This window comes from Bradyrhizobium sp. USDA 3240, assembly GCF_054063295.1.
Window position 1 is genome coordinate 809,042 of sequence record NZ_JBSSGD010000002.1, and the last position, 13,838, is coordinate 822,879.

General features: G+C 60.3%; 17 protein-coding genes. 13 read left to right on the forward strand and 4 right to left on the reverse strand.

All coding sequences use genetic code 11. The features are described 5' to 3' along the window. Window position 1: 1 nt before the first annotated feature. The 5 genes from ACVIGA_RS04430 (at window position 2) to ACVIGA_RS04450 (ending at window position 3,849) form a co-directional block, all read left to right on the forward strand. Window positions 2–850: a hypothetical protein gene (locus tag ACVIGA_RS04430; RefSeq protein ID WP_456665434.1), complete on the forward strand. Its 849-nt coding sequence runs from the start codon at window positions 2–4 to the stop codon at window positions 848–850. A gap of 78 nt (window positions 851–928) precedes the next feature. After that, complete coding sequence (locus tag ACVIGA_RS04435) at window positions 929–1,249, forward strand: hypothetical protein (RefSeq protein ID WP_456665435.1); 321 nt, start codon at window positions 929–931, stop codon at window positions 1,247–1,249. 201 nt (window positions 1,250–1,450) lie between these two features. After that, on the forward strand, window positions 1,451–1,822 hold the full coding sequence (locus ACVIGA_RS04440; protein ID WP_456665436.1) for a hypothetical protein: 372 nt from the start codon (window positions 1,451–1,453) through the stop codon (window positions 1,820–1,822). A 5-nt stretch (window positions 1,823–1,827) separates the two neighbouring features. Continuing rightward, the gene (locus ACVIGA_RS04445) at window positions 1,828–2,991 is read left to right on the forward strand and encodes an AAA family ATPase (RefSeq protein ID WP_456670734.1); all 1,164 of its coding nucleotides are present in this window, start codon (window positions 1,828–1,830) and stop codon (window positions 2,989–2,991) included. A gap of 537 nt (window positions 2,992–3,528) precedes the next feature. Then, window positions 3,529–3,849: a hypothetical protein gene (locus ACVIGA_RS04450; RefSeq protein ID WP_456665437.1), complete on the forward strand. Its 321-nt coding sequence runs from the start codon at window positions 3,529–3,531 to the stop codon at window positions 3,847–3,849. Here the strand turns inward: ACVIGA_RS04450 and ACVIGA_RS04455 are convergent. Further along, a complete protein-coding gene (locus ACVIGA_RS04455; protein ID WP_456665438.1) occupies window positions 3,839–4,033 on the reverse strand; it encodes a hypothetical protein in 195 nt (64 codons plus the stop codon). The two genes, ACVIGA_RS04450 and ACVIGA_RS04455, sit on opposite strands and share 11 nt — an antisense overlap. A 231-nt stretch (window positions 4,034–4,264) precedes the next feature. Here ACVIGA_RS04455 and ACVIGA_RS04460 point away from each other — a divergent pair, with 231 nt between their 5' ends. From ACVIGA_RS04460 to ACVIGA_RS04485, 6 genes are all read left to right on the forward strand, one after another. Beyond that, window positions 4,265–5,149: a hypothetical protein gene (locus tag ACVIGA_RS04460; RefSeq protein WP_456665439.1), complete on the forward strand. Its 885-nt coding sequence runs from the start codon at window positions 4,265–4,267 to the stop codon at window positions 5,147–5,149. Between the two features lie 5 nt (window positions 5,150–5,154). Then, complete coding sequence (locus ACVIGA_RS04465) at window positions 5,155–6,354, forward strand: S49 family peptidase (protein ID WP_456665440.1); 1,200 nt, start codon at window positions 5,155–5,157, stop codon at window positions 6,352–6,354. Window positions 6,355–6,463: 109 nt separating this feature from the next. Then, window positions 6,464–6,793 (forward strand): hypothetical protein, encoded by a 330-nt coding sequence (locus ACVIGA_RS04470; RefSeq protein ID WP_456665441.1) that lies wholly within the window; start codon window positions 6,464–6,466, stop codon window positions 6,791–6,793. Then, window positions 6,786–8,834: a hypothetical protein gene (locus ACVIGA_RS04475; protein ID WP_456665442.1), complete on the forward strand. Its 2,049-nt coding sequence runs from the start codon at window positions 6,786–6,788 to the stop codon at window positions 8,832–8,834. Before ACVIGA_RS04470 ends, ACVIGA_RS04475 begins: the two co-directional genes overlap by 8 nt. 109 nt (window positions 8,835–8,943) lie before the next feature. Further along, window positions 8,944–9,465 carry a DUF4760 domain-containing protein gene (locus ACVIGA_RS04480; RefSeq protein ID WP_456665443.1) on the forward strand — a complete coding sequence of 174 codons (522 nt, stop codon included), beginning with the start codon at window positions 8,944–8,946 and terminating at the stop codon, window positions 9,463–9,465. Window positions 9,466–9,613: 148 nt separating this feature from the next. Beyond that, a complete protein-coding gene (locus ACVIGA_RS04485) occupies window positions 9,614–10,036 on the forward strand; it encodes a hypothetical protein (RefSeq protein WP_456665444.1) in 423 nt (140 codons plus the stop codon). Here ACVIGA_RS04485 and ACVIGA_RS04490 read toward each other — a convergent pair. Next, window positions 10,016–10,762 carry an AbiU2 domain-containing protein gene (locus ACVIGA_RS04490; RefSeq protein WP_456665445.1) on the reverse strand — a complete coding sequence of 249 codons (747 nt, stop codon included), beginning with the start codon at window positions 10,760–10,762 and terminating at the stop codon, window positions 10,016–10,018. The genes ACVIGA_RS04485 and ACVIGA_RS04490 overlap by 21 nt on opposite strands. A gap of 149 nt (window positions 10,763–10,911) precedes the next feature. On the opposite strand from ACVIGA_RS04490, the gene ACVIGA_RS04495 reads away from it, so the two are divergent. Beyond that, entirely contained in the window at window positions 10,912–11,277 is a 366-nt protein-coding gene (locus ACVIGA_RS04495; RefSeq protein ID WP_456665446.1) for a hypothetical protein, read from the forward strand. 70 nt (window positions 11,278–11,347) lie between these two features. On the opposite strand, the gene ACVIGA_RS04500 is transcribed toward ACVIGA_RS04495, so the two are convergent. Together ACVIGA_RS04500 and ACVIGA_RS04505 are read right to left on the reverse strand one after the other, a co-directional pair. Continuing rightward, a complete protein-coding gene (locus tag ACVIGA_RS04500) occupies window positions 11,348–12,415 on the reverse strand; it encodes an ImmA/IrrE family metallo-endopeptidase (RefSeq protein ID WP_456665447.1) in 1,068 nt (355 codons plus the stop codon). Beyond that, a complete protein-coding gene (locus ACVIGA_RS04505; RefSeq protein ID WP_456665448.1) occupies window positions 12,408–12,908 on the reverse strand; it encodes a hypothetical protein in 501 nt (166 codons plus the stop codon). The genes ACVIGA_RS04500 and ACVIGA_RS04505 overlap by 8 nt, the downstream gene beginning before the upstream one ends. 578 nt (window positions 12,909–13,486) lie before the next feature. Between ACVIGA_RS04505 and ACVIGA_RS04510 the strand changes: the two genes are divergently transcribed. Then, complete coding sequence (locus tag ACVIGA_RS04510; protein WP_223976585.1) at window positions 13,487–13,801, forward strand: DUF5658 family protein; 315 nt, start codon at window positions 13,487–13,489, stop codon at window positions 13,799–13,801. Window positions 13,802–13,838 lie beyond the last annotated feature (37 nt).

Genomic DNA, 13,838 nt, shown 5'->3' on the forward strand with positions numbered 1-13,838 from the left:
CATGGCGCGTGATCGGAAGAATGCGCCTGCTGTCTTTGGCGATCGCAAAATGCGGTGGTCGCTCACGAGGATGGATTGGCGACTATGGGGCGATCCTGGACTGGACGACCATCTCGCTTCTCCGCCGGGCTGGATTGCTTGGAGTGAGCCAAAGAAGCCACTCCCAGTCGACGAGTTTGTAGCAGACCTTATCGAGGGCAAGGTGCGCGGCCGAAATAGGGTCATCATGCTTCGCGGGCCCGAGACCCTCGGCGGTCATTGTCCCTACGAGATCGCGCGCCGCGGTACGAGCTATGCTCTTTCGCGCGCGTGCAGTGAGCAACGAAAAGCCGAAGCCATTGCCAAGACGATCCGGTCGCCCCTCGCGGATGCCGCCGCCAATGTTTGCAAAGGATCAGGCGTGGTCACCAAGCTTGGGTCCGATCTGACGCCCGTCTTGAATTTGGCCTCCCTGCGTGTCGCCTATAACCAACTGCTCGAGCCAGACTTCTCCGGCCTCCAAGCAACGAAACGCGCGTCCGAATTGCTCGCAGAGTTAGGTGAGCTTCTCCCGTCGGTTCGCGCCGAACTGAGCGCGCATCACATCACGCTCTCTCAGTCCGTGAAGAACGCAGAGGACGCAAAGAACGTCTGGCGTGTCGAGTTTGTCTCCGCTCTGGGAGACACCTGGATGTGGCTCGTTGGAGAGCGACCGACAAAGCAAGGCGCGTTCTCTGAATTCGTTGAGGCCGCCTGGAACAGTCTCGAAGATCCAGCGCCGGAAGCGTGGGAGTGGGAGAGCTCGATCAGGACCGCGATCAAGCACAAAGGCGAGGCTTGGCAGGTCCAGACGCACCCCCTCCCGAAATAGCCGGAGGGTGCGTCCTTAAGCCCTGATCCAAAACCCTGTAGGTCCGATCCCGCACTCACAACGAAGGCGAACGGGCCAATGCGGAAGAACACGAAAAGCGCGGATTGGGCGCAAGATGCGACCGGCAGCAATTCTCCGAGCGTCGAACGGCAAATTGAACCAGATCGTGATCTGGACCTGAGCTACGAGGACTTCGTCAAGGCACACAGCCTCGCTCCGCTCAACGACATCAAGACAGCCTGTCGCGTCGCGAACGTCGGAATGACGCGGTTCTACGAACTCGTTGCAGAGGGCGTTTTCGTGCTGGTCCCAAATGGCAGCCGGCGAAACGTCACCGCGAAAAATCTTCATCGTCACTATCAGACGCTGATCGCAGCGGCGCGCTCCCGCGCTGCGTGATCCTGAATTGCAGCGGCGCTGAGGCTGTCTCCAGCGCCGGCGCAGCGTGCTGCGTGCCGGAGGTACGCACGCAGCACCACCGCGGTGCCGGTCCAGGGCTGCCCTGACCTGGGCCGGCACCCACTCTCCGCTCACCCAGCCACAGGAGAAAACCTAATGGGCGAAGTTATACAGTTTCGGCCGCTGCGAACCTCTTGCGGGTTGGCCGAGCCGAACCGGACAGGTGTGCCTGGCGGCTTCAAGCTGACAGACATTGAGGATCTGTTCTTCGACGTGCTGTGGTGGCAACTTCACGAAGCCGGCCACGAAGCGCCGCCGGAGCTGCACCTGCCGCGTGGGACGCGCGTGGTGCATCGCTCGATTGTCAGCACGGCCTACAAGCGCAGCTCGATCCCTCAGGATGGCTCGCAGTCAATCTCAGAGAACACGATCAAATCGCGGTGGGACCGCTCCGCGCGCAGGCTGCGTAAGTTCAACGTCATCGGCTTCCACGAGCCGTACTTTTGGTGGACGGGTATGCCGGTGCTCGGCAAGCCCGCGACGCAGCAGCATCGACCCGGAGGTGCAGCGTGAGCACTATGGAGGTGGACGCGGACACCGAAGCGTCGGCAGAAGAACTAACGCGCGATGCTCTGGTCAACCGAGCCAAGATCGGCGATGAGGACTTTGGCGACGACGACTATGACGACATTTCATTTGGTCTTAGTTCGATAACGCCAGAAACGTGGAAGGACACACCGCAAGTTTCTCAGCGGTGGCTCGCCAGCGGTCGTGTACGAGCGAGCGACGTGTCGATCCTTTCAGGTAATGGCGGCAGCGGCAAAACTGAGATCGCTATGCAGTTGCTCATCTCTGTGGCCGCAGGTCTCGGTGATTGGCTGGGATGTATTGTCGAGGCTGGACCGACGTTGTTCCTTTCGTGTGAGGAGCCGGAGGACGACATCCGCGACCGCGTGCAGCGTATCTGCGAGCACCGAGGACTGGACCCTCACGCCCTCCGAAGTCTGCACTTGGTATTTCCGGAACTGGACGCCACTTGGCTCGCCACCACGCGAGACAGTGGCCGGATTGTTGCGACACCCCTACTGCACGATGTTGTGTACTGGATTAGGCAGCACCGGCCTCGCGTGCTCGTAGTCGACAGCATTGCCGCGGTGTTCGACGGCGAGGCGAAAGACCGACGCCAAACTCGCGCTTTCGTCGCGATGTTGCGCAAGATCGCCAGACAATATGACGTCGCCATTCTGTTGCTCGATCACCCGTCGGTACGCGGCATGGCCGACGGCAGTGGGACCGCCAACTCCGTAGATTGGCGCAACTCGGTGCGGACGATGATGCATCTGTCCGACCCTGCGAAAGACGACCAAGATGCCCGCACGCTCGAAGTCAAGAAGAACAATGGTGGCCGCGGCGGTGAGAAGGTCGCGATACGTTGGACCGGATTGACCTTCACCACCGGAGCCGAGGTTGCCGCTTCACCGTACCGGATCGCCGCCGAGCGCGAGGTAGACGAGCTCTTTCTGCGACTGCTCGATAAACGGATCGCCCAACGCCGTCCGGTGCACGCCAAGAGCGCCAAGGGCAGCGCATCGTCTGAGTTCGTCGACGATCCCGAAGCGAATGGCGTGACCGCGGACGCCTTCCGCGCGGCGATGGAGCGCCTGCTGACCGCGGGCAAGGTCGTTGTGATCGAAAGCGGGCCGCCATCCAAGCGCCGCCAGCACATCGAAAGAGCGCCCTAAAATGGCTTCCAACAGGGGTCCCAACGCTCTTTTCGACCTTCCAACTCTACTACCAACGCCACTACCAACAGCGTTCCAACGACTTCCAACAGGGGTACCAACGGGTGTTCTCCAACCCCCCATACCCCCCAGCGTTGGAAGCGTCGTTCCAACGACCGCTTCGCTGGAGCTACGCGGCGCGTTGAAACGCCCAACCGGACGTAGGTGGCGCGCGCTGAGCGCGCCGCCCTTGCCGTTGCTCACCGAGGTCGAGCGAGACAGCGGCCGGTCGTACACCGCCGTTAGCGACGCTCAGAACAGCACCGCGCCTACGCCAGCACCGCTCGCTGGTGGTGGCTCTCCGCGAGCCCAGTCTTTTCGCGTGCTGATCGGCAAACCGCCGCCAGTGACGCTGGCAAGCCGTCCTACCCGCACTTTGCCGGGGAAAAAGGACAAGTATCTTTCAACACCGGGAAGCCATGCGAGCGCGATGCGCGCTTGGTTTCACCGTATCTGGGAGGCCGGGAAACCGGATTTAGTTTGGGGCGGGCGAGCCTGATGAGCAAGCGGTCCCGCCGTCAAACAGGTTATGCAGGGAGGCCGCTCGCGCTGAGGCGCGAGCTGCTCGCCATCCTCGGTCGGGTCGACAAACTGTCGGTTCGGGAACTCGCCGCTGCGGCATATTCGGGCCGGGTCTGTCGATCTCGTCCGCCATCGTGCTCTGCAGCGCAGATCACAGCGACGCGCAAGGCCATTCGCCGGTTGATAGACCGGGGGCACGTCGTTGCGGTGGGCGTCTATCGCCGCCGCCAGCTGTTTGCCCTGGCTGGCCGCGACGATCCTCCCCTGCTGCTCGAGCTGGAGCCGCTCAGTGGATGATCCGGCCGCCAGCATCCAACGCATTGTGGAGGCTGTTGAAGCCGGTTTGCTGGCGTCCGATGCCGCCGCGGCGGAGCTGCAAGCGCTGATGCTCCCGCCGGCAGCTCTCACCGAGCGAGACACGCATATCGTGGAAATTCGACATCGGTTCTATCCAGATCGGACGGACCACGATGCTGCGCACGAAATCGCCGCGAGGTGGAGACGCTACGCGGCAAATGCCTGGGCTCGCGAACGAACTATCGCAGTCTGTCCCGCGCGACACATCGGAACGCCGAACGAGCTGTTTTGGAAGATCATGCGAAAGTCGGCCCGGGTGCTAAGCGCTGGACGGATCAGAGCAATACTTGCACGTTTGCGATGAGCAATCGGCCGCGTCACGGTGATCTCCGACAAATCATTTTGGAGAAGCCGTGTGACCATCATCCTCAACGCCGTAGAGGACCGCCTACAGGCATTCCGCGACATCGCCAGCGAGCGTTCTGCTTCCATTGTCGGTCTCTCAGCGGAGATGCGCGCGGCCTACAGCGACCATCAGTTCGCGCAAGCCCGTTTGCGGGAACTGGAACGCGATGGATTGAAAGATAACCCGTCATTTCTTGCTGCGCGAGACGCCGTTGACCGTGCCGACCAAGCCCGCGCGAAGCTGGTTACTCGCATCGAGAAGCTGAGCCCCGGCTCGGTTTGGGCGCGGCGGTTGACCGACAATCTCGAAGCCTACGTTCGGGCACATTCCGCAGCCGGCATCTCCATGTACGAAGGCGCTTTGCCGCAGCTCCTGAGCGGCGAGACAGCTCTTGATGGCATGGAGCGCGCAGCGCGCCGCTCGCGGGCACTCAAGGCGGATCGACGCGAAGTTCTGGCTGCACCTTTTCCCGCCGCGCTGGCGAAAAAGACCGCGTGGGAGCAACTCCAGAGCCGAGCCAATGCGGCACGGCCCGATGTCAGCATCGTGGTTGACCGGCTCGGTGCGGTCAAATTCCCGACGAAGCGGATCGAACAGTACGGCGGCTCGTCGGACTTGTTCGCTGTCGACCCCGTCGGGCTGCTCACCCTGATCGCTCCTGACTTGATGCGCAGCTTCATTGACCGCGAGATCGACGCGGTCGCCGATGATGAAGCCGCTCTGTCAGCGACGGATCGCATCGAGCGTCTCGCAGAAATTGAAGGCGATCTTCTCGCCTCCGAGCGTGAAGAAGTTACGTTCGCAGAAATGATCGGCCAGTTGCCCAGGTGGGACGCGGACCCGCGCGCGGTGCTCGGCTTGGCCTCCTCGATGCCTGCTCCGGATCGGGACTGACCGCCATGAGCAACACCGCCGTTTCCTTCGAGCACTTGAAGGCCCAGCTCTTCAACCGCCCCTTGCTGGTGGACGCCGACCGCATCGCGGTCATAATCGACAGCATCGCCGACCGGACCGGCGTGGCGTTCGATCCTGCCGTGATGGATGGCGTGAATAGCCGGCTCGGCCAGCTCCCGGCGGAAGCGCGAAAAGCTATGCGCGGACCAGCTAGGCCGCGCACTCACGCCGCCACCGACAAGCTTTATCCGGTCGTCGACGGCACAGCGATCGTCGCCGTGCACGGCAGCTTGCTGAACCGCGGCAGTTGGATCGGAGCATACTCCGGCATCACAACATACGAAGGGCTCCGCCGACAGTTCCGGCAGGCCGGTGCGGACGACGACGTGAAATCCATAATCCTCGACGTCGACAGCGCCGGCGGCCAAGCCGCGGGTGCGATGGAGCTTGCCTCGGTAGTCCGCGAGCTTCGGGCCTCCAAGCCCATCATCGCGGTGGTAAACGATTGCGCCGCATCGGCGGCGTTCGCGATCGCGAGCGCCGCGACGAAGGTCTTGATCTCGCCGAGCGGCGTGGCGGGCTCGATTGGCGTTGTTTTGGTGCACCTCGATCACAGCGCCCGTCTGGACAAAGCCGGGGTGAGGCCGACGTTGATCCACGCCGGTGCACGAAAGGTCGACGGCAATCCCTACCAGGCACTGCCGGATGGGGTGCGGACCAGCCTTCAGGCTGAGGTTGACCGGTATTACGGCATGTTCGTCGAGACCGTTGCACTGAACCGGCCGGCACTCTCGCCAGCTGCAGTTCGCGCGACGGAGGCAGCAACGTACATCGGCCAGGCCGCCGTCGACGCAGGCCTAGCCGACGAGATTGGCGACATAGAGAAGGCGCTGACCGAACTGCAGAAGTCAAACCAGCCCGTAGACGGCCTGTACCTGCAGGCCGCCGCTCGCCGCGCGGCTATCCTCGCCCTGCCGGAAGCCGTTGGCCGGGAGGACTACGCAGCCAGCATGGCTGATCGGGACACTCCCGTGGAAACCGCCAAGGCTGCGTTGAAAGCGCTACCGAAAAAAGCCGAGCGTGACGCCCGCGATGCTGCGGCGAGAAAGGCCGCAGCAGAAGCAGCCGCGCGCGAGCGCGAGAAGGCTGTCAGCCATAGCTGGGCGGAAATCGTCGACCAGATGAATGCGCGGATGCGCTCGTGATCGAAATCTCCCGGCGGGCCCGGTAGCAGTCAGGTCGTGTCGGGAATGGCGCCGGCGGATTTCAGCTTTCCCTTAATCCGCCGGCGCCGAGCTTTACGGAGCGAGTAGAATGCGAACTGAGCAGGATGTGCGCCGAGAGGTGATGCGGACCGTTCTTGATCGAACCGACCGTTCCATCGAGATGACGATCGAGGCAGCGGTAAAAGCTGGCATCGAATTCGAGCGAGCCAGGATACGCGCCATTCTGCAGATCAGCCCGCCTCCAGGCCTTGAGAAGGCAATGATCGTTTTGGCACTCAACGCCGAGACCACGGTTGAGGCCGCGGAGCAGTTTATCGCGACATGGCGCGTCGACAGCGGCCGCCATTCAGCAAATTTGCGCCGGACGTTTCGTCTGGTGTCGGACAACAGCGAACCGGCGAAGGTAGAGAATGTCTAAGATCATTGAGGCACGTGCTGTAATCAGCGCCACCGATAAAACCGGCAGCGTGTTTGACAAGATCGCTGCGAAGTTTAAGGGCGTAGAGAGCAGCGCGAAGGCGTTCGAGGGCATCAAGGCCCCGAACTTCAGCGGCGACATGTTCAAGGAGCTGGAGCGGCTCAAGCTCACCGAGCGCCAGTTGCAGAACGTGCGAAAGGAATTCGCAGCATTCCATGACCAGCTCAAGTCCGGCCCGATCCGTGCAGCGCATTACATGCGCGCCGTCGACGACTGGAAGGGCAAGACCGTCAATCATTGGCGTGAAGTCCGCGCCCGCACCGAGGAGGCTGAGGCCGCCCGGAAGAAATATTTCGACGGCGCGAAGGGCGCAGGCAGGTTCGGCATGCACGTGGCCGCACACGCCGTCGGCATTGGGTCGATGGTCTATGGCGCTGGCCATGCCATTCGCAGCACCGCGGAGGCCGCCGGCGAGCGCGGCCGCGCCGTCGCGAAATACGAAATGATGGGTCTCTCCGACGACCAGCTCTCGGAGGGCAAGGAGATCGCCAGTGCGATCAGCAGCAAATTCCCGTCGATCTCGCGCACCGAAGCTCTCGACTATCTCCGCACCAACGCTTCGCGTCTCGGCAGCTGGGACCGGTCGAAAGAGGTCGCCGAGCCGTACGCGCGCGCGCTGATCGCAAACAAAATGTCAGGCGGCGACCCGCATGAGATGGAGCAGATCGTCCGCGCACTCGAGGGCATGGGCAAGGCGAACACGTCCGGCCAGATCACAGAAGGCCTCAACGCCTTTGCGAAGGCCAAGGCTGCGAACCCGGACTACACCGGCGAGCAATTCCGGTCAGACATGGCGGCCGCGAGCAGCTCGAAATACGGCCTCTCCAAGGCCTACATGGAGAATGTCTTCCCTATCCTCGCATCTCACACCACCGGCTTCGGTAACAAGCTGGCGACCGGCCTTTCGGCGATGGTTGGCCAGCGCATGACGAAACAAGCGAAGGCCCAGCTCGAGGCGGATGGACTGATCAAGGACGGCAAGCTGATCGATCAGGAAGGCTGGATCGCGAACAACTTCGAGTGGACGCAGAAGTACGTCCGGCCACGCCTCGAACAGGCGGGTGTTAAATTCAGCGAGAACATGACCGAGGAGGACAAAGGCAAGGTTGTCGCCTGGCTCGCAAAGCGCTTCTCCGCCCGCAATGCCGCTGACCTTGTGGCGACAAACCTGCTCGACGAACCGTTGGTCGAGAAAGGCCGGCATCGTCACTCGGCTGGCCTCGAGCGCATGGACGAGCTCCAGAAGAAGGACCCGATCCTCGCTTTCGAGGGCATCGTCAACCAGCTCAAAGATGCAGCCGTTGCGATGGCGAAGCTGGAACCGGTGCTCAAGACGATGAACTCGGTATCGGACGAGATCGCGAAGCGGACCAAAGCCATCGAGAAAGGCGACTACCTCTCGATCCTTCCCGAGGACGACCAGCGCATAATTCGCGGGGCCAAGAAGCTTGTCACCGGCGGCGACATGATGACTGCCGATGACCTCGATCGCGAGCGCATCAACGCGCGCATCTTGGACGCCGACAAGATGCTGAACAACGGCATCGGCGACGAGGGAAAGATCCGCCTCAAGAAATTTGATCTTGAGCAGGCCCTCAATCAGCACGACCAGCTTGCAGCTATGCCGCCGATCTATTCGGACGCCGAGCTATCTCGCTGGCAGGAGGACGCAGCTCGCGAGCAGGCGTCGAAGATCCCGCTGCCGCGTGCTCGGCCGAAGGAGGCGGATCAGCCGGCGGCCATGCCGCCGGTGCAGCCGCTCGACAACGCGCCGCAACGCGTCGACGTGCAAGGCAAGGTGGAGGGCGAGGCAAAGCTGGAAGTCGAGATCAAGCCGAGCAGTTGGTTCGAGGCGCTCGTCCGACGCGCTGAGAACGCGATCAAGCTAACCGGTTCGCTCAATACGAACGGACCGGGTTCAACCGGCAAGAGCAGCCCCGATGCCGGTGCGCCGGCGACGGGCTTCAATGGCGTGCCCTGAGACTGGCGACGGCAGTCGCGCTTCGGTTCGATCCATTGTCCGCATCAAACGGTGATGCTACGTCTGTTGCCATTAAGATGCACGCCTGCACGCTTGGGGGGAAGCCACTATGGAATGGGACTGGATGGCAGCGCACGCGCCAATAGCAACGGCGACTATCGCGCTCATAGCCAGCATCGTCGCAATGCGAGCGATCCGCGTTCAACGTAGCATCGCGAAGAACAGAGCGGCCGTTGACTTCTTCATCAAAACGGAGATGGATCAGCCGATGCTTACCGCACACGCAAAGTACGAAGCGGCGGCGCTGGTCTTGTCCAGTCATACTGCGAACTCAACGCTGATGGCCCAGTTCGAAGCCAGCGAGGAGTACACGCACGTAAGATCGTATCTAAATATTCACGAGCTGCTTGCGGTCGGCATCAGAAAAGGCGTCATCGACGAAGACGTCGCTTACCACTTCTGGGCTGATACTCTCATCCGTCATTGCAATGAGTGCGAGCTGCTGATCAAGCGCCTTCGGCAACGGCCTAATCACGGCGCTGCCTATCTAGAGTTGACGAATTTACATAGCATCTGGAAGACGAGAGTAGAGAACTGGCACCGGCAAAATCCGGTGACTAGGATGGGCTAGAGCCCGTCCAGACCGAACGTCGCCGGAGCCGAGATCCTCAGTCCTACGAGTATAAAGCTCGCAAATCACTCCAAAGTTGTTGACTTTTCCGTTGCTAGCCGGGCTTTCCCGTTGGCTTTGCCGGGTCTGCCGCTAGTCTGATCAGACAATGAAGATCATCAGCATCAGACAGCCCTGGGCGTCTTTAATCGTCATCGGCGGGACGAACGTCGAGACCGGAGCAATCGAGTTCAAGGACGTCGAGAACCGCACCTGGAAGACCGCCTATCGCGGTCCAATGCTCATACAGGCCTCACAGCGTCCGGACGACATCACGGCGGATGAGATCGAGCAACGCTTTGGAGTGCGTCCAGCGCGCGAGCAGCAACTCGGTGGCGTCGTCGGCGTCGTTGACCTCGTCGACTGCGTTCGATCGCATCCGAGCCGCTGGGCGGCGGCTGCTCACTGGCATTTTATGCTTCGCAACCCTCGTCCGCTTCCCTTCACTAAATGGAAGGGTGCGCTCTCGCTTCGAAGCGCGCCGAACGAGCTAATTGAGCGGATCGAACCTCTAACCTACAGGGCTGCCTAACTGCTGCGGGCTATCGTCCTCCGCACTCTGCAGAGCCGACAAGCAGATGTGCCAGAACCTACGGTCCATTTTCGATTTGATCGCTTCCTGATCTCGAAGATCTTGATCCCGACCTTCGACAGCGAGCATCGCTGCTCGAACGAACTGTGCCGCGGTATTCGCCAATAAGAAAAGCTGGTCAAATTCCGGCAGCTCGTCGGCGGCGGGGACTTTGTCGAACAGGTGATGAGCTAGGCGGGCATCTCGAATTTTGCGGAGACGCTCGAACGCTCGCCGGTGATCTTCATCCTTCTCGAAATGTTCATACACTTCCAATGCTAGGCTGATTGCAGCGCGACAATCTGCCCGATCCGCCTCCGCACCCATGCCCGATCGCCAGTCGGACGCACTCGCGAGCAAGGCCTGCTGCACGTCGGACCGCCTCAGCAAGTGCGCCAGCACGGGTATGGATGCCTTGTCTTGTTGCTCTATCGGATATCTCTCGGGGTTCGATACATCGAACACACGCGCCACCGCCAGCGCCGCCTGGAGCTGCAGAGCATTCGTTACGACATTGTACGTGTCTCCGAATTGCATTGTCTCACTGATGTCCAGCTCCCAAATCTCGTCATTAGCAGAGCTAAACGCTGACCGGACACGCAAGGCGTGCCATGTGTCTCGCGCCAACATGGGCACGATGCGCTGGACGCGGCGCATCGCTTCTTCATCATCGAGCTTCTTTGCCATCGAACCCGCCTACGATTTGTAGATTTCCTACAGAATGTGGGTTCAAAATACTACAGTTCGTAGCGGGCTTTTCCATTGGAGCACTACATTCTCGCCGCTACGCTTCTTCTCGTGAACAGCAGCGCATCAGCGCACCAGAGGAGAACAACATGCAGCCCTGTCCAGTCCGAATGCTTGCGCACCAGTATGATCGGCTAGCTAAGCACTGGCTTGAAAACGAAGACGACGAAACCTGGGACAAGATGTCGAAAGTGATGGTCTCGGTTGAGCAGCTCAAGCCGGAGAGCATCACGGGCGCATCCTTCATTCTGGGAGCTGTGATCTACGAACTTGAGCGCGCAACCGAGGAAGTTGACGCGCCCCAAATACGTCTAGCGTCCGAGAGACGCGCGTTGAGAATGCTGCGTCGGGCATTCTTATATCTCGAAGATCATAGCGACGAGCTGCCGTCTTGCTGGAAGTTCGGGGCGCTCGCTGCCGGCGACGAGCACCTGAGACTGAACTACTCGATTTAAAGGAGCGCAAAAAAGGAGATCAAGCTTCAGCGGAGCGGCGGCATGGGCCGCCGCTCCTGCCGTCGTCAATTTAGCTCACCAGCGAAATTCCACTTCTGGATGGTGGCCCCGCTATCGGGCTGGCCAATCCAAAAATAAGCGTCTCGATTTCTTCCAGTGGAACGGCCAAATCCTTTGCGATGTCGTATTTCGTGAGGCGCTTGCTCCAGAGAGCAGCGAGCACCTTTGCCAAGACGGTGGACGTTTCTCGATCGATCCCCTTTGGCTCGCCACTCCTAAAGCCCATCTTTCCCAACTCGATGCAAATAGACCGATGGGTCCATTCGCTCAGCAGCCCGAGTTTGTGCAGTCGATAGGCCAAAGCCATAGCCGACACCCGCCATCGCGCCTTCTTCGCGATGATCTGCTTCGCGTTCGATGCATGCCCGGCTTCGTTTAGGATATCTTCCTGCGGCATGAGAAATGCAGACGCGAACTGATCAGCTTGCGTTTCAGCGTCTCGATCGGTTTTTGCACCAGCATGGTGATGCAAGACGAGATGACCAAGCTCGTGGGCGCTGTCGAAAATGGATCGCTCCGCGGTCTTTTCTTGGTTCAGGAAAATGTACGGCCTTTCACTTCGCCAAAATGAATAAGCATCGACATTCGCCGTTCGCTCCGACAAGGAGAGAACGCGGACGCCCTTCGCTTCGAGCAGCTTTAAAACATTGCCGATGGGCTTCTCACCCAAGCCCCAATGCTGGCGAAGCAGGCGCGCGGCGCTCTCCGGCCTCGCCCGATCACGGCTTAGGTCGATAAGGTCGGGCTTCGGCAGATTGAAACGATCGTCGATCCAATCGTACAAGGCGACGCCGAGGCTTCCGGCGGCAAGCGAAGCATCACGCTCAGCGGCTCCCATCTTTTTCAAACTGCGAAAGCTGACGGTGTCGACGTCCAGTATTGCCGGCGATGGTAGAAAGAAAAATTCTCGCGGATACTTCAACGCGGACGCCAGTTTATCGACAACGTAATCTTCCGGCTGGTGGCCATTCTCGATTTTGGAAACGGTCACAGGAGTGACGCCTGCCTTGTCTGCCAACTTGAGACCAGACAGCATTCTCCTCTGCCGAGCTAACGTCAAACGCTCACCGTTAAACATCGCGCCGATCTTTGAACGTTACGTCAATTTCGAAATCTTCGGCGACGCCGGTCTCCACGCTGGCTTCATCCTCAAAAGTGCCCGCAGGACGATCAATGAAGATGCGTTCGTTGAAGTGATGATAAGCGCCATCCACGATCTGGGGGTATGACAGCTCAACGCTCCCATCTTCACCAACCATGGCGTAGTAAGTCGAGATCCCATCGGCGGGCGCCGGCGGGAGAGGTCCAGGCTCGACGCCGAAATGCTCGAAGAGCGTCGGGCCGGACAACATCTCCGATGACGAGCCCTTTGCTGAACGCGGATGAGGCGGCATCACAGGGTCGCAAGCGCGATCGACATTATGAAACCCGATGCGCAGTCCGATCTTCCGATTGACGACTGCCTCGATGCCGCCGGTACGATCGACGCGCCACTCTTCGTCGATAAGCTGCGCGCGCAGTTCCTGCACGCCAAAGATATATGCCAGCGTACCGGGTGCGTTGGCGGGCATCAGCGGCCCCGCATCGTCGGCCCAACTTCGCGCCGCGCGGGCTACCGCGATGAACTGAGCCCTGGTCAAACCCCAGTCACGGAGGCGACTTTCAGCGTCGTCACTCTCCTCAAGCACTGCAGTCCGGAACATAGCCACTTAAACAGTCCTCCGTTTAATAATCTTCCCCTCAATAGAGGTGGAATTTCTTAAACGCAAGCGTTAAAGCGCTGCGGCGGGTCCAATCGACGGTTCGTCGACGGAAGTCCCCAGATACGGTCGATCACGCTGCTCAGTGGACAACCTCCGCGCACCTTCGCGACCTGTTGGTATCTGCGTTGGTACCGCCCCGAGTTATTCCGAAAATTTGCTCTTAAAATCAATATGTTAAAATAAAATACCTGTCCCCTCAGCCGCACCATCTTTTCACGAAATCAATCAGACGGATCGGTGGGCCGTGCCTCTGTACGGGGTACCCAACTTGGTCGCCCTGGCGAGCGGGGTGTTGGACAACCAGGTCGTGGAGGCTTGCACTCGCTGAAAACATTCCGCAAAATTGCCCGACGGGGAGCCACAAGCGGATTTCGGGCAGGCACCGGATGACGGAAAAGCAGTTGCGGGCAAGGACGTCTTTGCTGAAGGCAATGCTGTTGGTCTGTGCCCTGCTGATGGGCTACTCGGATCTCATCACCACCAACGAGATCTTGCAGCGGGGAATGGGCGAACTGAACCCGTTCATGTGGCTCACCCAGGAGTGGCTGGGCGAATGGTGGCTTATTGCCAAACTGGGTTTGACCTACCTCGTGATATGGTTGCTTTGGCACGGCAACAGCGAGCGCCAGATGGCTTATGTGGTCGCCCTCATTGCACTGCCCGTCTACAATAATCTGTTCATCCTCGCGGGCGCCAATTGAGCTGACCCTGCGATTGTGCTGACGAGCCGCCGGTCGC